Here is a 19,904-nt window from a genome sequence, read left to right on the forward strand (position 1 = left end):
ATGACCCTACCGGTGCAGGATCGCACCCCCAGGTCCAGCCCGAAGCGGCGGCTCCGCAGGGGCCGATCTTCACCCGCAGTCGAGGCGCTCAAGATCGTCGCGCTGTCGGTGTGCTGCCTGGCGGTGATCGGCCCGTTTCTCATGGTGATCTCGACCTCGCTGGCCGATCCGCTCCAGATCGATACTGGGGGCGGCATGGTGATCTGGCCGGAGCGACCAACCCTCGAGGCCTACCGGGTGATCTTCGCCGGGGGGCAGGTGACCAGGGCGCTTGCCGTCACCGGCTTCGTCACCGTCGTGGGGACCGCAGTCGCGCTGACCGTGACCTCAATGCTGGCGTACGCGCTGTCACGCCAGAAACTGCCGTTCAACCGCATCATCCTTATGGGCGTACTGATGACGATGCTGTTCTCTGCGGGAATGATCCCGGTCTACCTCACCGTGAAGGGCTTCGGGCTGCTCGACTCGTTGTGGAGCCTCATCATCCCGGTGAGTGTCTCGGCGTTCAACTGCATCGTTATGCGAGCGTTCTTCCAGAACCTGCCGGCGGAGCTGTCCGAGGCGGCGGCGATCGACGGCGCCTCGGAGATGCGGATCTTCCTCACCATCGTGCTGCCGCTGTCCAAGCCGATCCTGGCGGCGATCGGGCTGTTCTACGCCGTCGGGTTCTGGAACACCTTTTTCTCCGCGCTGCTCTACCTCAACGACCAGGAGAAGTGGCCGATCCAGTTGGTGCTGCGGCAGTACCTCATCAACAACGCCGCGATCAGCGCCGGTGACGCCGTCGCCGCCGGTGACCTGCCGCCGCCGCAGCCCGCGTTACAAATGGCGATCCTCATCGTCTCACTGGTACCCATCGCGTGCGTCTACCCGCTACTCCAGAAGCACTTCACGAAGGGATTTCTCACCGGTGCCGTCAAGGGCTGACACTTCGGCGTGCGGGCACGTTCCCGAGACTTGCCTCGGACTGCTGGTGCACAGAACACGACGTCCCGACGAGAGCCAGGCAACTAGCGATAGCCAGCACGACGTGTGGCCAACCGAGATCGCGACTAAGGACGCCGGTCGGCGTGCTCGCGCCCGGCGGTCATTGCGTACAGGTTCGCGACGACAAGGGCCGGACCCGGCATGAATTCAACGCCGCGGCCGCCAACGAACTTGGCGATCTGCTCCAGCCCGACACCAGGCTCACGGTTCCTGGCGACCCTCACGACGTCGTCGCGAAACTCCTTGGGATACAGCTTGGTCACAGTGATCACCCTTCGAGCCCAACCCTCGGGCTAGGCAGATCAGGTGTCACCTATCCGTGCAGCAGACCCGGCATCGCCGTAAAGTTGCGCACACCCAAGCCAACGATCTCACCTGCAAGTTCCGCGTGAGAATCGTCCTTGTGGAGGCTAAGACATGCCATCCGACCAGTTTTCGAGAGGGCTCACGGACGGAGGTGTCCCCGGCCCGTCGATCGGATCGATCGGGCTAAACAGCACGCTCAAACGGAACGCTGTGACCGCTGGCAGCTCGATGGCGAGCTTGGTGACGTTAGCGTTCGTCGACTGCCCGCTCGGCGCTGGAGAGCTCGCCAGCGGCGCGGCGGCAGCCACCGTGAACACCGCCCCCGCCGGGCCTGCGAGGATCCGCGCGAGGAGCCGTGCGCCGCGAAGCGTGAGTTCCGCAGACAACCCGTCGGGCGCGACCTGGACAGCCGCATAGGTGTGCATGAACCACCAGGCGTCGACCGCGTCGTCAGCCACAACTTCATCCTGAACGATGACCTGTTGCCGGGAGTCGATCATGGCGAGCCCGCGCTCCCAAGATGTGACTGCAGCTCCCGGAACGGCGGCGGTGAGATCTGCGATCGCGAAGGCACCTGAGGCCCACGAGTCATGGCGAGTGATCCTCGCCGACGCGCTGGGGTCCTGGTCTGGGCCTGCTGTGGGATTGATGACCAGCGTGTTCTGACCCTCGGCGCGCTTGCGATAGTAATTCCACCGTTGGCCGTTCGGCCCGTAGTTGAAGTACCCCGACAGCCCGTAACTGTCACCGCCGAGATCGCTTGCCCACCGTTGACCAATCGCGTCGATGACGAAGGTTCCGAGGTCGAGATCGGCATGATTGGTGCTGTTGTCACCTGCCTTGAAGCCAACAAAGACCGCATTGGGATCCTCCCAGGCGCTGCGGAAGGTAGCCAACTCGATGTTCTGGAAGTAGCGGTCGAGTGTGAGCCCCGACGCCGTCGGGTCCAGGTTCTTGCTCGGGTCATACCACAGGAGGTAGCGCGGAAGAAAGAGTGAACCCGTGGAACTGCTCTGGCTTCCCCACCACGTGTACGCTGGCTTCGAGTATCTATTGGATAGCCACAAGAGCTCGGGAGGCTGCTGGGCTGTGGCATCCGAGTCATAGAAGTTAAAGAACTTTCCGGTTGGGCTAGTGAGGTGGATGGCAAAGTCGCCCGTCTCGGACAGGCCGGGAACATCCGATAATTCATCGTCATCGCCGAGTGCGGATTCGAGTGCGGCGAGATAGATGACCAGGTACCTGATCGCGTAACCCCAGTACCCACCTTCGGGGTATCCACCATCAGGGCTCAACTGCTCGACACCCGGGAGAATCGCACTCAGGCTCTCAGCAAGCACATCGGCAGCGATCGTCGGCGACTCCTGTGCGATTGCGAGCGCGCCTAGCCCAAAACCGCTGTTGCACACGGTTCCCACGTTGTTGATAGAGGTCAGCGATGGGGCACTATTGAGATAGCCGCTCATCGCAGGCTGCAGACCCTTATCGACGATGGCGTCCAGAGCGGTGGTGCGCTGGGCGGCGGTCCAAGACTCGAACAGCCAGTCGTAGGCGATGGCCACGGCATGGGTCATTTCCGCCATCGGCAGATAGTCACCGGCGAGGTTCGGAGGATCGGAGGGGCTCCATCTCGGGAACCCGGCGATGGCCTCAACCTCATCCCAAGCGCGCTCGGCATAAGTTGGGGCACCGCCAAGCTGAGCGAGCATCGACAGGGTGTAGATTCGATTGACAGTTGTCCGTGAGATGTTCAGAAGGTCGCCGCTCACGAATGTTGGCGGCGCCACCGTCAGCAGCCCCGTTCCGAGTGTCTGAAGCGTCCCGAACCACGACGCCGATACTGGGTCATTGGCGATACGCGCCGATACATCGGCGAAGTCTGTCGCGGTCGCAAGCAGACGTGGATGAACCCCCGCGAGGCTTCCTCGTAACCCCCGGGTATCGTCGACTCCGTCAAATGCGACCATTCGACCTGTGGCCGCCGATGCGCACGCGGCCGCGGCCAACTTGAGAGCCGTTCGACGGCTCGGCGACGTATGGATGATCGCTCGCCCTACCATGATCTTACTCCTCCGTGGTGGCAACAGTGCCGCATCGTTGGTCACGTAGTTCCAGGCGGCCGTTGAGCACGATGAGGCACGCCGCACATCGAGGCACAGCGCATTCCTCGGGAGACCTCAACTCCTCCGTGCTTGCTGGCTCTGCGTGACCAACTCAACATTGCTCCAGAACTCTCGTCAAGATTGATTCAACAATCAATCTGGTTCGATGCGCTTGCGGCATCGGACGAACAGGGTGGCCGCGGATTCCAGCCGACCTAATCCAGGATCTGGACGGCAGAGTGAGGCAGCCTATCTCCCTCGTCATAGTGGACCGTGGCATTAGGTTCGAACTGGGTACTCGCGAGCTCGCTACCGGAGACGGCGCATACTCCCTCCCCTGTCCTCTGAGGAACCGAACCTGTTCTGGTGGGAGCGGGCAGCACTCAAGATGAGGTCGGTGACCTAGGACGACCGGCTCGAAGTTCTGGTCAGCATGGGAGGCTCCCCCGCGTAGTCCGCTTGCAACCGTGTGGGATCCATGAGCGCATGTCACGCGAGGTTCCGACCGCTGCGAGCGGGGGGCGGCGCGACGCACCCAACCGCGGCTGGGGAGCGAGGCCCTCAACGGCATTGCGACTCACCGAGAGTTGGCGATCCTGAGACAGCAAGGGGTCCTGGTCGAGACCAAGGGCAAGGCCCGAAACGGGTGTGGGGCCTCCCCCCAAGAGGAACCCACCTGTCGTCACGGCGCTGACCTCTTCCCGCATGGTGGCGTCGACCTTCCGCACACACACTGGGTATGACCGCACGCACCCCCACCGATGATCAGTACGAGCTGCTCGCCGCCTGGCGAGCCCTCGCGCTCGGCCGGATGCCGTACATGGCGTCCTACCTGTTCACCGCGCGGGTGCTGGACTCCCCCGTACTGGGCCCCTTTGCCCTCGACCTCGGGTTCCGGATGTACGTCGCCTTCGGCGCTGTCGCCGAGAGAGGTTCGGACCGGTGCTCGGAGTCCCTGTTGCACGAGGTCGGCCACTCAGTTCGGTGAGCATCACGTGTTCGCCGCCGATATCGGGGTGCAGCCGCCGCACATCCGCGTGTGGAACGCAGCGGCCGACTTTGGTCTTGACGACGATCTGGTGGAGGCTGGCTGCCTGACCCTGTCCGACAGGATTCCGCCGGCAGTGCCGATGCCGGACCACCTCACCGCCAATGACTACTTCCTGCGGCTGCTCGAGATGCAGGAGTCGCAGCAACAGCCTCGGGGCGGCAGCGGCTACGACCCGGGTGGGGACGACTCCCAGCAGGGACGGCAGCCGGGCTCTGCCGGGGTACGACGAGCAGCAGATTGAGCACGCCTCCAGGGGGCGTGGCACCGCCCCCCGGTGGGGCTGGAGCAGGCGCGCATGGTGCTGACCCCGACGAAGACTCAGAGGCAGCGTCTGCTCGGGTCCACGGTGCTTTGCGGTACCGGTCCGGCGTTGGCTTTCGCGGGCTCTCCGTATCGGGCTACGCCACCTCATCTCGACGCACCGGCCTCAGTACGTCGCGAGGTGCGCCAGCCTCTTGCCCGGCGAGTAGATGTCCAGGATGTTCCAATGTCCGGTGGTGGGCGTGGGCACGTTGACCATCGACACGTCGATCACGACCGGCTCGTCCAGGGCGATGGCCCGTTCGAGCGCGGGTTTGAACTCCGACGCCGACGTGACTCTGATTCCTTCGACGCCGTAGGCGCGAGCGATCGCCGCGTAGTCGGTGTACATCGGGTCCTCGCCGTTCCCGAAGACCGTCCCGTACGTCGTGCCGAACGCCGCCTTCTCGAGACCTGCGATGGTGCCGAACGCGTTGTTGTTCATGACGACCCAAACCACGGGAATGCGCTCTTCCCGGGCCGTCGAGAGTACGGACGGGTTCTGCCCGAAGCCGCCGTCCCCCACGAGCGACACGACGACGCGATCGCGTTCGGCCATCTTCGCTCCGACCGCTGCGGACGCGCCGAAGCCCATCGTCGCGAAGCCCCCGGGGGTGAGGAACGTGCCCGGCGTCAGGACGTCGAACTGCTGGCCGACGCCGTTCTTGTTCCATCCCACATCGGTGGTGATGATCGCGTCGGCGGGGAGCACTTCCCTCGTCTCGGAGAGGATCCGCTCGGGGCGCATTGGCCAGTCGTCGGATGTCTGCGCCGCAGCGTTGCGATCCTTCAGTGCCTGACGGTTCGCCGCGATCTGCGCGCGCAGGGCGGCTCGGGAAACGCCGGCCGGCGCGAGCCGACGCGCGACCCTCACCAACACCATCAGCGCGGCCTTGAGGTCGGCGAGCGCGCCGATCTCGAGGGGGTAGTTGCGGCCCAGCTCAGCGGGATCGATGTCGATCTGCATGAGTTTGGTGGCGGGGATATCGAATGTGTACTCCGGGTACCACGAGCTCGAGTCGGCCTCGGCGAAGCGAGTGCCGAGGGCGAGGATCCAGTCGGCGGTGCGCGTCGTGGAGTTGACGAGAGCCGTTCCCCAGAATCCCGTCATACCCAGAACCAGCGGGTTGTCATCCGGTAGCGCGCCCTTGCCCATGAGGCTGTGGGCAACGGGAAGCGAGAGCAGTTCGGCGAACTCGGCGAGTTCCGCCGCGGCATCGGCGCCGACGATCCCGCCGCCGACGTACAGGACTGGGCGTTCCGCGGCGAGGAGGTTGCCCACGATCTGCTCGGCCACCGCTTCGTCGAGGCTCGGCTTCGCGAGCGACCGGGTGTTGGCGATCACCTTGTCGAACGAGGCGACATCGACCTCGGCGGAGAACACGTCCATCGGCACGTCGACGAGCACCGGCCCGGGTCGGCCGCTCTCGGCGAGGGTGAACGCCTTGTCGAGCACCTCGGCCACGAGGTGCGGGCGGTCGAGCCGCCAGGCCCTCTTCACGAACGGTCGGTAGATCTCGTACTGGGCGCCGTCGGCGTGGAGGTTTATCTCCTGGTGCGGATGCTTGCCGTAGTAGTGACTCGGTACGTCGCCGGCTATCACGACCATCGGGATCGAGTCGAGTGCGGCGTTCGCCACACCGGTCGCGGCATTCGTCATCCCGGGTCCGAGGTGGGTCAGCACCACCGACGCCCGCTTGGTCACCCGGGCGTAGCCGTCGGCGGCGTGCGACGCGATCTGCTCGTGACGCACGTTGACGAAGGAGATGCTGGCACTCTTCTCGATGGCGGCGAGCAGCGCGATGTTCGTGTGCCCGCAGAGTCCGAAGATGTGCTCGACCTGGCGCGCCCGGAGATATCGGACGATCTGGTTGGAGACGAGGTCCTTCATGGCGCGCTCCTTCTGGCGTCGCGATCGCGAGGGACCGGTCGCCGCGCCGGCCCGGTGTAGGTGTAGCGGACCGACTTCGGCGTGGGGCCCTTGATGCGTCCACCCTGCGCCAACTGCTCGGCGGCATGGGCGAGGATGCCGATCGAGCGCGCGAGGACGAACACCCCGCGTCCGAGCTCGGGTGTGAGCCCGAGCTCGCAGTACACGACCGCCGTCGCCCCGTCGATGTTCATCGGGACGCGTGCCGCCTTGCCCGTGCTGAGCGCAACTTCGACGGCACGGCCGATGGCGGCGAACCGGCCGTCCACGACACCCGCTGCGGCGCCGGAGTCGACGAGCGCCAGCAGACGGGGTGTCCTCGGGTCGAGCGGGTGAAGTCGGTGACCGAATCCTGGCACGTAGTTCAGCCCCGCCTCGCGACGCCGCTGGAGGACCAGCCCGACGGCGGTGTCGAGTCCGCCGGAGCGGTCGCGTTCGCCCTCGATCTCGAGGTACAGCTCCATGCACTGCTGGCCGGCACCGCCGTGCACGTCGTCGAGGACGTTGATAGCCGACGCCATCGCCGCGTTGATCGGCGACCCGCACGTCACCGCCATCCGTCCGATCGCGATCGAGGGGGCTTGGGGTCCGTGGTCGACGGACGCCACCATGGCCGCCTCCAGCAGCGCGGCCTCCGCTCGTGTCGGCAGCTCGCCACGCAGCATGAGCCAGATCGTCTCGACGAGACTCGCGTCACCGATCAGCTCCTGGATCGGGTAGCCGCGCAGGGCGATCTCTCCTGGTCGGACGTCGATGATTCCGGTGCTCCACCACCGCCGAACCTCGGCGACGAGCTCCTCGGGCGACTGCTCGGTCATGGGACCGCACCCGCCGTCTCGAGCTCCGCATCGTAGAAGTCCCCGAAGAGCTCGGCGTCGGTGGGGCGATCCTCAGCGATCGTGCGTGAGACCCAGGTCGTGTTGAGGTAGTGGCGGAGCGAGACGTTCTCGGAGGTGATGTTGCCGCCCCAGGTACCGCATCCCATGGAGGACGTCATCGGCATCCCGTTGGTGAAAGAGCCCGCGTTCGCCTTCGAGTTGGGCTGGCGGACCATGATGCGCGAGACGGGCATGTGCCGCGCGAAGTAGTCGATGTGGGCGTCATCGGTTGACGCGATGCCGCAGGAGTGGCCCTTTCCTCCGATCTCGTACAGGTGCTTGGCGAGTTCCACACCGTCCTCGAAGTCGCCCTCGTAGGCGTGGACCGTCATCAGGGTCGTCAGTTTCTCCTTGCAGAACTGGTGATCCTCGCCGATGCCGTCCCCCTCGACGACGACGAAGCGTCGGTCGGCGTCGATCTCGAAGTCCGCCGCGCGCGCGAGCGCCTGCGGGGCTATCGCGACCGTGCCTGGGAGTCGCTGCCCGTCCTCGTCCCACATCGCGCGCTGCAGGGCGGCACGTTCATCCGCGGAGGCGAGATACCCACCCACGTTCTCGAGCTCGTCGAGCATCTCGCGATAGCGGGCCGCGGGCACGAGCACATTGCCGTCGGCCGAGCAGCCCGAGCCGAAGTCCGAGGTCTTGGACAGCATGCAGTTGCGAGCGGTCTCCTGAAGGTCTGCGGTCTCGTCCACGAACTCGGTCGCGTTACCGGCTCCCACCCCGTAGGCCGGGGTGCCGGACCTGTACGCCGCACGCACGAGGCCCTGCCCACCGGTCGCGATGACGAGATCGGAGCGCCTCATGACGTCCTGAGACGCTGCGAGGCTCGGACGGGTGATGCACTGAAGGATGTCGGGCGGGGCACCCTCGGCCTCCAGTGCGTCGCGCATCAGCCGAACCGTCTCGAGCGTCGTCTCGCGTGAGCGTGGGTGAGGAGAGAACACGACGACGTTGCGAGCCTTCACCGCATAGATCGCATTGCCCGCCGGCGTGAGGTCGGGGTTGGTGGTGGGTACCACGCAGCCGATGATGCCGACCGGCTTTCCATACTTCACGAGGCCTCGCGCGGCATCGGTCTCGATGACTCCCACAGACGGGCTTCGAAGCGCATCCCGCAGGACGCCGCGGATCTTCATCCGCTTGTTCATCCGGCTGTCGTGGTCGCCGAGCCCGGACTCCTCGATGCCCATCCGGACGAGCCGCTCGAACGAGGCGCGGTTGGCCACAGCCCAGGCGATGGCCTGGATCAGGCGGTCGACGCGTTCCTGGTCATAGATCTCGATCACCTCGAGCGCGGCCTGCGCGCGGGCGAACACGTCGTCGAGCTCGCTCTGTTGCTCAGGCGACAATGGCCGGGATGGTGCGGTGGTTGCCATGACTTCTCCGTCTTCAGGCTGGTCCGACGGCGGCATGCAAACACAGGCCCGACCGAGCCGACAAACGGTGTCTCACTGGGCAGAACCACCCGATCGGCGCGACACGGCGGTGCGCCACCGCGATGCCGGTGTCCCATTGCGCGAGACTCGGCTTTGCGCAGGCATGGCACACGATCGAGAGTCTCACCGACGGTCGCCCGTGTGCGCCCGAGAGCGGCGTGACCCAACGGAGAGGTTGGCTATGGCTTCTGACTTGCCGGCGGCGGCGACGTGAGCAAGCGCACGCCGGATGGAGACCGGATCCCGAAACCCGACGACACGCCGGACCCCGACATCGCGGCGTCAAACTACGGCCTCGCGCCGGCCGCCGGTGAGGACGTGCCGCGCGAACCCCTCCTGCTGCGCATCTGGTCAGGCGTGGAGCTCACGATCGGAGTGGTCCTGTTCGCCCTCATCGTCATCGGTGTGATGTACCAGGTGATCGGCCGGTACTTCCCTGAGATCGGATGGGTGGGTGCGGGTGAGCTCGCGCTGCTGTCGATGATCGCCATGACCTTCATGACGACCGGCTACCTGGTCGGGCGCAATGGCCACATCGTGATCGAGGTCTTCGACCAGGTCCTCGCGGGATCCCGCGCGTTCACCGTGCTCCGGGTCGTCTCGGCCCTCATCATGGTCGCCACCTGCCTGGCGCTCGCCTACGAGGCGTTCGTCAAGATCGAGATCGAGTGGGCTCGCGCGAGTGCCGCGATGCGCGTGCCCATCGGAACCCTCTACGTCTTCGCGTTCATGGGATTCCTCTCCGCCGCGATCCACTCGGCGTGGAAGATCCCATACGCGAACCGTCCGGAGCGCAAGCTCGACATCTCCGAGATGGAGGGCTAGGGACGGTGGCTCTCTGGCTCTACATCCTGCTGCTCGTCGTCCTGCTGCTGCTCCGGGTGCCCGTCGCGTTCGCAATGATCGCCCCCAGCATGGCGTATTTCTACAGCCACAACCTGTCGCCGGGATACGCGATCACGTCGGTCCTGAACGGCATCAACAGTTTCCCCCTGCTCGCGGTCCCGCTCTTCGTGTTCGTCGGAACGATCGCGAACCACCTGGGGATCGCCACCAGGCTGTACGACTTCGCGAAAGCACTGCTTCCGCGACTGCCCGGCAATCTCGCGTACGTGAACCTGGGCACGGCGATCGGGTTCTCGTGGATCAGCGGGTCAGCGCTCGCCGACGCTGCTTCGACGAGCAAGGTGCAGATCCCGCAGATGCTCAAGCAGGGGTACCCCTACGGCTTCTCGGCCGGCCTCACGGCCTCGGGCTCGCTCATGAGCACGGTGATGCCACCCAGCATCCCCGCGGTCATCTTCGCGGCGACTGCCGCCGTCTCGACCGGGGCGCTCTTCGCGGGGTCGATCCTCCCGGCAGGACTGATGGCGGTCGGGTTGGCCGTCTACGTCGCAGTCTGGGTCAAGATGCACCCTGGCATCGCGGTGAAGCGGCCCTTCGACAGCGGGACGCTTCGTCGCACCTCGGCGCGCGTGCTGGGTCCACTTCTACTCCCCGTGATCATCCTGGGCGGCATCTTCAGCGGGTGGTTCACTCCGACGGAGAGCGCCGGCATCGCGTCGGTCTACATGCTCGCGCTCGGCGTGGTCTACCGGACGCTCACGCTACGGCGCTTCTGGCTGGCCGCAAAGGACACTGTCATCGTCTCGGGCGGCATCCTGCTGATCCTGGGAGCCTCCAACCTCATGGGTCAGGTGCTGGCGCGCGAGCAGGTGTCGCGCGCCCTCGGAGACTGGCTGGCGAGCCTCACCGACAACCCGGTCGTCTTCCTCCTGCTGCTGAACGTCGTCCTGATCCTCCTCGGCATCTTCCTGGAGGCACCGCCCGTCATCCTCGTCCTCGTCCCGATCCTCATGCCGATCATCGGCGAGTTCGGCATCGACCCGATCCACCTCGGCGTCATCATGATCCTCAATCTCATGATCGGGTCCCTGACACCACCCGTGGGCGCGGTGCTCTTCGTTGTCGGGTCGATCACCAGACGGCCCATGGCCGAACTGTTCCGCGGCATCCTCCCCTTCCTCATTCCCCTCGGCGTGGTTCTCCTGCTGCTGACCCTGTTCCCGGAGATCGTCACGATCGTGCCGACGCTGCTCGGCCTCACCTAGGACCCGGCACAAGTCGCAGAGGCTGTTCCACTCGTCGGGACATCCGTTTGAGAAGGTAAGGATTTCCGCCAGAGTCGGTACGACCACACGACCGCCTCGTTGGGAGGCGATCAACCGGCATTCGAAGTCCTGCATTTGCACGAAGGCGTGCAACAGACAAGAGGAGAGTCAGATGAGCACAGCCCGCTCGAGGCGCCGGGGCCTGGTCGCCGCGTCGGTGCTCGCAACCGCCACCCTCGTCGCCGCCTGCTCCGGCGGCGGCGCGGGCCCCGAGGAGACGTCGGACGAGGGGGACGCGGCCGGTTCGGAGAACAATCCGGTCACGCTCAGTGTCGCGACTTCTCAGAACGAGCAAACCCCCAACTACTACTGCGGCGTCGAGCTGCTCAAGGAACGCCTGGAAACAGCTGACGTCGGGTTCACGATCGAGTTGTACCCCTCCAGTCAGCTCGGCCCTGATGCCGACCGGTTCCCGCAGGTGCAGGCCGGCGACATCGACATCGACCTGCAGGGAGCGTCGGCACTCAGCTCGACGTTCGAGCCGATCGGGGTCGTCGACGCGTCCTACGCCTTCAACGACGTCGAACACGCGTTCCAGTGGATCGACGAGAGTTCCGAGGGCCTCTTCACAAACTTCCACGAGGCGACCGGCGTGACGATCGTCGACGGCTGGTTCTTCGGCAGCCGCACCTTCTCGACGGCGGACATCGAGGTCACCAGCCCGGATGACCTGGCGGGTGTGCCGATCCGTTTCCCGAACTCGCCGCAGTTCCTCGCCAATGCCGAGGCTCTCGGAGTCACCAACCCTGTCTCCGTGGCCGTCGAAGAGCTCTACACCGCCCTCCAGCAGGGCATCGCCGTCGGTCAGGAGAACCCGATCGTGGCGACGCAGTCCTCAAGCTACTTCGAGGTACTCAACACGGCGAGCCTGAACAACCATCAGGTGGGCATCCACTGGATCCTGGTCAGCGACGCCACCTACGAGAAGCTGAGCGAGGAGCAGGCCGCCCTGCTCGACGAGACCATCCGGGAGATCCGTCCCGAGAACCGCACGTGCGTCGAAGAGGCGACAGAGGAGATCCTGGACGAACTGAGGTCGGACCCGGCGTTCACCGTCGTCGAGACGGAGGACATCGACATTGATGCCTTCATCAGCCAGTCCGAGGAGTTCTTCGAGAGTTACTTCACCGGCGAGAGCCTGGAGGCCTACCAGGCGATTCGCGAGTCCGCAGGCTGACCGGTCGGAGAGCGGGTGGGTGCGGGATGGCCCACCCGCTTCGTCTCCTCCAGTGAGCGATCCTCGCGCGCATCGACCCGACGGCCGAGGGTGATCGCCGCGGAGCGAACGGCGGCAGCGACGCGCTCCTCAGCGATCACCGGCGGCGGCCCGGTCACGGAGATCGCCGCCTTCGGCACCGTGCCCAGCGAGAGGATCGCGCCCGCGACGCAGGCGCGGCCGACGTCGCACTCCTCGCGCTCGAACGCCACGCCGTTGCGCCGTACCTCACCGAGCTCACGAACGAGCGCTGCGGGGTCGCATATCGTATTCGGCGTGCGTCGTGGCAACGCGCCTTCGAGCAGGTAGGGCGCGGTCCGATCTGACGGCGAGAAGGCCAGTAGTGCCTTGCCGAGCGCGGTCGCGTGCGCTGGGAGACGGCTGCCCACCACCGCGCACGAGGGGTCGTCGGTCCTGCCGCGGACCACAGAGAGCAGGACGACGTCACGGTCGTCGAGTACCGCGAGGTGCACGGTGTGACCGGTGACGTTGCGCAGCTCTGTCATGACGGGATGAGCCAGGGCGCGAAGGCGCCGCGGGCGCTCGACCGTCTGACCCAGCTCGAAGAGCCGAACTCCGAGATGGAGCACGTCGCCCTCGCGGTCGAGCAGTCGTTGGCCGACGAGGTCCGCAGCGATCCGTGAGACCGTCGACTTCGGCAGGTTGGCACGTCGCGCCAGCTCCGTGACTCCCATGCCTTCCGTCTCGCCGAACGCCTCGAACACGGTCGTGATCCGGTCGAGGACGCTGATGGACTCCGTCCAGCCTGCGGTGCGCATAGCCGTCATGCCGCCGCGAGACGGCGGGTGACCGCAGTCCCGGCGCTGCGGATCAACGGGGCGAGGTGGCCGGCGTCCATCGAACCGCTCGGAGCGGCGATCGACAGCGCACCGACGACGTTCCGGTCGGCCGCGAGAACAGGGCTCGCGACCGCGAGGATGCCGGGATACGAGATCTCCCTGTCCACGGCGACGACCTCCTCCCGCACATGGTCGAGCTCATCGAGGAACGCGTGCGCAGCAGAGGAGATGAGCGGCGCACTCACGCGCCTGACCACCGCTTGATCGGCGCAGAACGCGAGATACGCCTTGCCGCTCGCCGTCGTGAGTGCGGGTGATCGCATGCCGGCACAGGTGGGGAGCATCGGCAGGCGCCCGACGACCACGGCGATCGAGACCATGTCCGTGCCCTGTTGCACCCAGAGCCCGATTCTCTCCCCGGTGGCGTCGTGCAGGGCGCGGATGACGGGTGCCGCAGCCGCCAGCAGACGCCTGGGCAGGATCGCGCGCGCGCCGAGCTCGAACAGCCGCAGCCCGAGGGTCACCCCGCCGTCGTCACGTTGTAGATAGCGACGGTCGACCATCTCGGCGACCAACCGGGAGACGGTGGACTTCGGGATCCCGGTCCGCCCGGCGAGCTCCGTGATAGAGATCGGACCTCCGCTCTCCTTGACCCCGTCGAGGATCGCGACGACCCGAGCGAGCACGGACACCGGCGCGACCGGGGCGGTAGCCGACGTGTTCCATTCGGCGAGACTCTTCATCGAGCGCCTTCCTTCAAGAGGGTTGAATCGCCATAGATCGCCCTACACTGTTAAACGTACTAGTTAGTACGTTTAGAGGCAACGGTGCTCCGAGGGTCGGGGTCACCGCCGTACCAGCCCTAAGAAGGGGTGCCATGCGCACGTTGACACAGGCGACGGCAGCGCGCAGGCATGACCTGGCGCCCGCATGAGATATCTCGTCGGCCTCATCGGCTCCGGCATCACCGAGTCCCTCACTCCCCCGATGCACGAGGCCGAGGCATCGGCGCTGGCTCTCGACTACGAGTACCGCATCCTCGACCTGGCCCGGCTCGGACGAGCGCCGGACGACGTGGGCTCGCTCCTGATCCAGGCGAGGCAAGAGGGCTTCTCAGCCATGAACATCACGCATCCGTGCAAGCAGCGTGTGGTCGATGTCGTGGATGAGCTCGAGGAGGACGCCGACCACCTGCGGGCAGCGAACCTGGTCGTCTTCGTCGGCTCGCGCACGGTCGCGTTCAACACCGACTGGATGGGCTACCGCGATGCGCTCATCGTCGGTCTGCCGGGGGCCTCGTTCGATCGCGTCGTCCAGGTCGGCTGCGGTGGCGCGGGCGCGGCGACCGCCTACGCGCTGCTGTCACACGGCACCGCCACGCTCGAGCTCTGCGACGTCGACGAGGCGCGGCGCGAGGACCTCGCGGCCCGAATGCGCACGCGTTTCCCGACCCAGGTCGTCCGGACCTGGCCGCCCGGGGAGATCTCCGCCGCGATCGCACGAGCGTCCGGCGTCGTCCACGCGACACCGACTGGGATGCGTCACCACCCGGGAGTCGCCTTCGATGTGGGCCTCCTGCAGCCCCACGCCTGGGTGTCGGACGTCGTGTATCGGCCACTGCAGACCGAACTCCTCCGGCAGGCTGCTGAACGCGGTCATCGCGTCCTCGACGGCGGCCTGATGGCGGTCGGGCAGGCCTACGCTAGTCTCCGGATCATCACCGGCGCGCAGCCCGATCGGGGCCGTATGGAGCGGCACTTCCGAACTCTGACCAGCGCTGAGGACCGGGCCCGCGGCCGGAGGAGGTCTTGATGGAGGAAGGTTCGGCCCACGTCGCCGACGTCCGCCCGGGCCAGCGGCGGGCTGCCCGCACCCAGGCGGACATCCTCGAGATCGCGACGGACGAGTTCGCCGCGAACGGCTACGCCGGCGCGCGGGTCGACGTCATCGCCGCCCGCACGCGGACCACAAAGCGGATGATCTACTACTACTTCGGCTCCAAGGAAGGTCTGTACCTCACCGTCCTCGAGCGGGTCTACGCACAGATCCGACGGGTGGAGCGCGGGATCGACATCGAGGAGCTCTCGCCGGACGAGGCACTGCGCCGGCTCGCCGAGGCCACCTACGACCATCACACGACGCACGAGGCGTTCATCAAGCTCGTCAGCATCGAGAACATCCACCGCGCCGAACACCTGCGGCAGTCGGAGACGATCATGCGCGAGAACGTCACGGCGATCACACTGCTTGAGCAGGTCATCGAGCGCGGAGTGCGGGTGGGCCTGTTCCGCGACGACATCGATGCCGTCGACGTGCACATGATGATCAGTGCGTACGCGTGCTTCCACGTGGCGAACCGGCACACCTTCGCCGCGATCTTCGAACGCGACCTGCTCGCGCCGGGGTTACAGGACTCGCACCGACAGCTCATCGGCGACATGGTCGTCGCGACCATGACGCAGGGGCGCTCGGCGGAGCCCGCCTGACCGGCGGTCGACAAGACGCCGACGACGGCCGGCGCGGCACCTCAGGCCGTCATCGCCGCGGCCGCGTCGAGGTAGCGGCGCGCGGCGTCGATCGCCAGCCGTGCGTGCTCCTTGGCCCCGACCTGCGCCACCAGCATCGCGCGCGGGATCTCGAGTGCGTACGGGATGCCGACGGGCAGAGCCGCGAGGATGCCGTGCATGTCGATGCCTCCCTCCCCCGGGAAGAGCCGCTCGAATCGCGCCGTGTGGATGAGCTCGGCAGTCGTGGCGGGGATCTCGGCCGGGGCATCGCACACGTGGACGAAACGGAACCACTCCCGCGGGAGCTCACGCAGCTCGTCCACACTCGAACGAGATCTGGCGAAGTGGAGGAGATCGATGAGCATTCCTGCGTTGGGTTGATCCGCTGACCGCAGCACCCTGCTGGCCTCGGTCAGGTTCGGCGTCTCGGTCCATGAGGGGAACTCGAGGTCGATGGTGAGGCCGAGCGGGGCTGCGAGCTGGCACAGTTCGGCGAACCGAGCCGCCTTGCGCGAGAAGTCCGCGTCGGGTAGCTGGGTGATGACGTGACGCGCTCCGAGTTCCGCACCCGCCTCGAGGAAACGCAGGTAGTCGCGGGGGCTGTCACCGGAGGTCATCCGTGCGAGCTCGATGTCGAGCACCTCGATGCCGGTCGCGGCGAGGTGCGTCTTCGTCGCGCGCATGAGTGCCGGATCGTAGGGCAGCGGGTAGTAGGGCTCCTGCGCGGTGACCTTCGTCATCCGAAGTCCCACGTAGCGATAGCCGGCGGCAGCGGCAGCGTCCACCAGCTCCGGGGGCGACAGGCTGAGCGCGGTGAGATGTGCGAGCGAGTATCGATGAAAGTGGTCGGCCTCAGCAACGGTTGGCGCGCTCGCGAGCATGCGCAGCCGCTGACGGCGGTGCGCTGCCATTCGCAACGGGATGCTGTGCGGATCGCCGTAGCCGTCGTATCCCTCGACCCTCTGAACCACCTCGAAGATCACGCGCGAGCCGAGCATCTCCGTGAAGAAGTGCAGGTACTCACCGCGGGAGTCGCGATCGTAGACGACCGAGTTCTCACGCAGCGCCGTCAACAACTCGGCTGGAAGCGGCATCCGGGCGTCGAGGTCGTCGTAGTAGTTGCGTGGGATCTCGAGGATCCTCGCACCCCGCTCACGGAGGACCTTTGCGCACCGGATCGCGTCCTCCGTGGCGAAGGCGATGACCTGGGGGCTCGAGACGCCGGGGGCCCAGTCACCGCGTCGCAGGGCGGTGGTATTCAGGGTCACGCGGACGTTGCGCCCGGGGTCGCTCGCAGACCAGCCACGGATCAGCCCGAAGGGCGCCGTGACCTCCGTCGCCTCCCCCGGAACGAGTCCCAGTACCGACCGGAAGAACAGAGTCGATTGGTCGAAGTCGTCAACCGACTCGGTGATCGACACGTGATCTATCCCGGTGAGCAACGGCGACGGCTCCGCAGTTCTCCCGGTCGGGTCGAAGTCGTCACGCCACGAGTTCCCGGTTCCGGGAGCACAGAAGAACAGCGCGGTGCCATCGGGCACGGCGACACCGCTCAGGGTGGCCTCGTCAGGAGCTCGCCGCCTGGCCAGCTCCGGTGCGAGCATCCGCTCGGCACGTCGCATCGAGGCATCCGGATCGGCACTCTCGACCGCCAGCGCAGAGATCGAGGCTGTCGCCGGAGTGATGGACCGCTCGGGCGCCAGGTTGAGCAGAACCCGAGCTCCGCCCTGCTCCCACAGCTCCACAGGCTTGGAGCGATGCCGACCGACGTGGGCGAACCCCAGTGAGGCCAGTGCACGCGAGACCAGAGGGGACGACACATCGTCCAGAGCGAGTTCCGCGAACGCGAATCCCCCCAACTCGGGCACCGCCGGCAGGTCCTCCGTGCCGAACCGCTCAGGAATGCCGAACGAGGCTCGCGAATCCAGTGCCTCGGCGAACGCGAACAGCGACCGCATCGCGTCGGTCGCGGCATGGCGTGGGTCCTCCTGCTGATAGACATCGTTGAAGACCTCGAGCGCGATCGATCCCGCATAGCCCTTGACGAGCAGCCGGTCGACGAAGCCCGCGACGTCCAGTGCGCCCTGGCCGGGGAACATCCGGTAGTGCAGGCTCCACTCGCGGACGTCCGGGTTCGGTCTGAAGGCGTCGGCGAGCTGGACGTGCGAGACCAGGTCGACGGGGATCCGCTCCACGGCCGAGGAATCGTTCTCCGGCGATAGCAGGTGGAAGCTGTCGAGGCACAGCCCGAGCGCAGGATGGTCGGCCTTGCGGACCACACGGAGGGCGTCCTCATGTGTGCGCAGCCGCCCCCAGGGCACCGCCTCGTACGCGAGGCGGACTCCGTGCGCCTCCGCCCGTTCCGCCAGCGAACGCAGCTGCTCGGCCGCCAGATCGTCGTCATCGATACCGTCGGCGGTCCTCGTCGCGCAGCACACCATCACCCGAACGCCGAGCTCAGACAGGAGTTCGAGCTTGCTCTCGGCCCGACGAAGAGTGGCGTGGAACGCAGTGGGCGAGGTCGCCTCGACATGGAACGGCTGATAAGCCTCGATGGACAAGCCCATGCCCGCCGCCTCCTCGGCGAGCCGGCGCGGCGACCACGACGACATGACCAGGTCGTACTCGATCAACTCGACACTGGTGAACCCCGCTGCCGCTGCCGCACCCAACTTGTCCTCGAGAGTGCCGGCGAGGCACACGGTCGAGATGGCGATGCTGTGCGGACCGGGCGGGCTGTTCACGAGCGGACCTTCTTCGCGACGATTGGTCAAGCCATCGGCCGCATGCTAGGTCGGGCCGCGACCGCTTCGTCGGATCGGTTCCACCCACCGGGACGGCAGACTGACTGTCTCGCGACAGAACGTGACGTAGGTCCCTGGCATCCGCCGTCGGGCCGTTCCACTCTGGATAACAGAGAGGAATGGTGAGTGCAATGAGTGCCTACATCGTCTACGAGAGCATGTTCGGGAACACGGCCGGTGTGGCTGAGGCTGTCGCGAACGGGGTCGCGACCTGCCTGCCTGTCGAGCTCGTCGAGGTCGGCGACGCACCAATGATCCTCGACCTGCAGGCCGAACTGTTGATCGTGGGTGCGCCGACCCACGTGTTCGGTCTGAGCCGGCCACGTACGCGGGACGACGCCGTCGAGCGAGCCGGTCGGGTCATCTCGGACGGGCGCCTGATGCGCGACTGGATCGACTCCCGGTCGGCGCTATCGCTGTCCGTCGCGACGTTCGACACCCATGTGAATCCCCCGATCCCGGGGTCCGCCGCCAGGACGATGGCCAAGCTCCTGACCCGACGCGGCTGCACGCTGGTCGCTGACCCAGTGAGCTTCCACGTCTCCGGCACGGACGGGCCAGTGTCCCCCGGCGAGCTAGGGCGAGCCATCGAGTGGGGCGCCTCGATCGCTCGGCGGGTGGGCCTGCATCCGAGTCCCGCCTGAGCCGCTCCGACCGGGCAGGTGAACGGCGACACGGGCTCAACCACCCGGAACCGCGAGCAGGGTCGTTGCGGACGCAGCAGAATGTGCATCACCCAACCCGCCCGGAGGCCACCGCGATGCCCAGCCCGTTCCAGAGCGCCCACATGGTCACGGGCGGCGACGAGCGAGCACTGCACCTATGGATCGCTTGAGGACCGTCGGGGCCGTCGGCGTCCAGTACGACGACAACGGGGCGAAAGCAGCCCTGGTCGTCTGCAACGAACGCGCCTTCTCAACGGTGACGTCCGAACACGTGGTCGACATCGCCCGAACAGCTCCATACGAGTCGGGTGCGCTGTTCAAACGTGAACTGCCTTGCCTCAGGGCGGTGCTGGCCCTTGGCCCACCGCTTGAGCTGCTGGTGATCGACGGCTACGCCACGCTCGATCCCGAAGGGCGCCCGGGCCTCGGTGCCCATGCCGCCGACGCCTTCGGCATCCCTGTCATCGGAGTCGCGAAGACGCCGTTCCGCACCGCAACCCACGCCGTCCAGGTCATCCGCGGCACCGCGTCACGGCCGCTCTACGTGACGGCGGCCGGCGGCCTGGACGTCGCCGAGGCGGCACGGATCGTGTCGACGATGGCCGGACCCCATCGCATCCCCACCGCTCTCGCCAGGGTGGACCGTCTCGCTCGTGGCCGCGAACATGCCGTCGCGGAAGGCAGATCCGGCTGAGAATGCCCTACGGACGCCCTCCGGTGGGCAGCGGTCACCACTCTTGCCACTTGC

The 19,904-nt window shown here is 66.6% G+C and carries 18 protein-coding genes; 10 read left to right on the forward strand and 8 right to left on the reverse strand.

From position 1 onward, the window contains the following. Window positions 1-927 carry a carbohydrate ABC transporter permease gene (locus HALOF300_RS22390; protein WP_156743159.1) on the forward strand — a complete coding sequence of 309 codons (927 nt, stop codon included), beginning with the start codon at window positions 1-3 and terminating at the stop codon, window positions 925-927. A 125-nt stretch (window positions 928-1,052) separates the two neighbouring features. Here HALOF300_RS22390 and HALOF300_RS22395 read toward each other — a convergent pair whose 3' ends face one another. After that, window positions 1,053-1,250 carry a hypothetical protein gene (locus HALOF300_RS22395; protein WP_156743113.1) on the reverse strand — a complete coding sequence of 66 codons (198 nt, stop codon included), beginning with the start codon at window positions 1,248-1,250 and terminating at the stop codon, window positions 1,053-1,055. Window positions 1,251-1,397: 147 nt separating this feature from the next. Next, window positions 1,398-3,398: a heparinase II/III family protein gene (locus HALOF300_RS22400; RefSeq protein WP_156743114.1), complete on the reverse strand. Its 2,001-nt coding sequence runs from the start codon at window positions 3,396-3,398 to the stop codon at window positions 1,398-1,400. Between the two features lie 736 nt (window positions 3,399-4,134). Here HALOF300_RS22400 and HALOF300_RS22405 point away from each other — a divergent pair. Then, the gene (locus HALOF300_RS22405; protein WP_156743115.1) at window positions 4,135-4,383 is read left to right on the forward strand and encodes a hypothetical protein; all 249 of its coding nucleotides are present in this window, start codon (window positions 4,135-4,137) and stop codon (window positions 4,381-4,383) included. A 7-nt stretch (window positions 4,384-4,390) separates the two neighbouring features. Beyond that, complete coding sequence (locus tag HALOF300_RS22410) at window positions 4,391-4,687, forward strand: hypothetical protein (RefSeq protein ID WP_156743116.1); 297 nt, start codon at window positions 4,391-4,393, stop codon at window positions 4,685-4,687. A gap of 186 nt (window positions 4,688-4,873) precedes the next feature. Here the strand turns inward: HALOF300_RS22410 and HALOF300_RS22415 are convergent, their stop codons facing one another. From HALOF300_RS22415 to HALOF300_RS22425, 3 genes are read right to left on the reverse strand one after another with little or no spacing between them, the layout of a single operon-like run. Next, complete coding sequence (locus HALOF300_RS22415) at window positions 4,874-6,637, reverse strand: thiamine pyrophosphate-binding protein (RefSeq protein ID WP_156743117.1); 1,764 nt, start codon at window positions 6,635-6,637, stop codon at window positions 4,874-4,876. Further along, window positions 6,634-7,494, reverse strand: coding sequence for a citryl-CoA lyase (locus tag HALOF300_RS22420; protein ID WP_156743118.1), 861 nt, complete (start codon window positions 7,492-7,494; stop codon window positions 6,634-6,636). The genes HALOF300_RS22415 and HALOF300_RS22420 overlap by 4 nt, the downstream gene beginning before the upstream one ends. Beyond that, entirely contained in the window at window positions 7,491-8,933 is a 1,443-nt protein-coding gene (locus tag HALOF300_RS22425) for an aldehyde dehydrogenase family protein (RefSeq protein ID WP_156743119.1), read from the reverse strand. The genes HALOF300_RS22420 and HALOF300_RS22425 overlap by 4 nt, the downstream gene beginning before the upstream one ends. Before the next feature lie 270 nt (window positions 8,934-9,203). On the opposite strand from HALOF300_RS22425, the gene HALOF300_RS22430 reads away from it, so the two are divergent. The 3 genes from HALOF300_RS22430 to dctP all read left to right on the forward strand — a co-directional run bounded on the left by HALOF300_RS22430 (window position 9,204) and on the right by dctP (window position 12,341). Then, window positions 9,204-9,818 (forward strand): TRAP transporter small permease, encoded by a 615-nt coding sequence (locus HALOF300_RS22430; RefSeq protein WP_156743120.1) that lies wholly within the window; start codon window positions 9,204-9,206, stop codon window positions 9,816-9,818. Between the two features lie 5 nt (window positions 9,819-9,823). Further along, the gene (locus HALOF300_RS22435; protein WP_156743121.1) at window positions 9,824-11,104 is read left to right on the forward strand and encodes a TRAP transporter large permease; all 1,281 of its coding nucleotides are present in this window, start codon (window positions 9,824-9,826) and stop codon (window positions 11,102-11,104) included. 172 nt (window positions 11,105-11,276) lie between these two features. Then, window positions 11,277-12,341 (forward strand): TRAP transporter substrate-binding protein DctP, encoded by a 1,065-nt coding sequence (gene dctP / locus HALOF300_RS22440; protein ID WP_156743122.1) that lies wholly within the window; start codon window positions 11,277-11,279, stop codon window positions 12,339-12,341. Here the strand turns inward: dctP and HALOF300_RS22445 are convergent. Together HALOF300_RS22445 and HALOF300_RS22450 are read right to left on the reverse strand one after the other, a co-directional pair. Next, window positions 12,311-13,159: an IclR family transcriptional regulator gene (locus tag HALOF300_RS22445; protein ID WP_197522774.1), complete on the reverse strand. Its 849-nt coding sequence runs from the start codon at window positions 13,157-13,159 to the stop codon at window positions 12,311-12,313. The two genes, dctP and HALOF300_RS22445, sit on opposite strands and share 31 nt — an antisense overlap. 5 nt (window positions 13,160-13,164) lie before the next feature. Continuing rightward, window positions 13,165-13,923 (reverse strand): IclR family transcriptional regulator, encoded by a 759-nt coding sequence (locus HALOF300_RS22450; RefSeq protein ID WP_156743124.1) that lies wholly within the window; start codon window positions 13,921-13,923, stop codon window positions 13,165-13,167. Window positions 13,924-14,110: 187 nt separating this feature from the next. On the opposite strand from HALOF300_RS22450, the gene HALOF300_RS22455 reads away from it, so the two are divergent. Beyond that, entirely contained in the window at window positions 14,111-14,992 is an 882-nt protein-coding gene (locus HALOF300_RS22455) for a shikimate dehydrogenase (RefSeq protein ID WP_156743125.1), read from the forward strand. Beyond that, window positions 14,992-15,666, forward strand: coding sequence for a TetR/AcrR family transcriptional regulator (locus tag HALOF300_RS22460; protein ID WP_154793871.1), 675 nt, complete (start codon window positions 14,992-14,994; stop codon window positions 15,664-15,666). The genes HALOF300_RS22455 and HALOF300_RS22460 overlap by 1 nt, the downstream gene beginning before the upstream one ends. Window positions 15,667-15,707: 41 nt before the next feature. Here HALOF300_RS22460 and HALOF300_RS22465 read toward each other — a convergent pair whose 3' ends face one another. Next, window positions 15,708-18,431 carry a TIM barrel protein gene (locus tag HALOF300_RS22465; RefSeq protein WP_156743126.1) on the reverse strand — a complete coding sequence of 908 codons (2,724 nt, stop codon included), beginning with the start codon at window positions 18,429-18,431 and terminating at the stop codon, window positions 15,708-15,710. A 191-nt stretch (window positions 18,432-18,622) separates the two neighbouring features. On the opposite strand from HALOF300_RS22465, the gene HALOF300_RS22470 reads away from it, so the two are divergent. Next, complete coding sequence (locus tag HALOF300_RS22470; RefSeq protein ID WP_156743127.1) at window positions 18,623-19,135, forward strand: flavodoxin family protein; 513 nt, start codon at window positions 18,623-18,625, stop codon at window positions 19,133-19,135. A gap of 178 nt (window positions 19,136-19,313) precedes the next feature. Next, window positions 19,314-19,850: an endonuclease V gene (locus HALOF300_RS22475; protein ID WP_156743128.1), complete on the forward strand. Its 537-nt coding sequence runs from the start codon at window positions 19,314-19,316 to the stop codon at window positions 19,848-19,850. Window positions 19,851-19,904: the final 54 nt, after the last annotated feature.

The sequence above is a fragment of the Occultella aeris genome, from assembly GCF_902703175.1.
Taxonomy (GTDB): Bacteria; Actinomycetota; Actinomycetes; order Actinomycetales; family Beutenbergiaceae; genus Occultella; species Occultella aeris.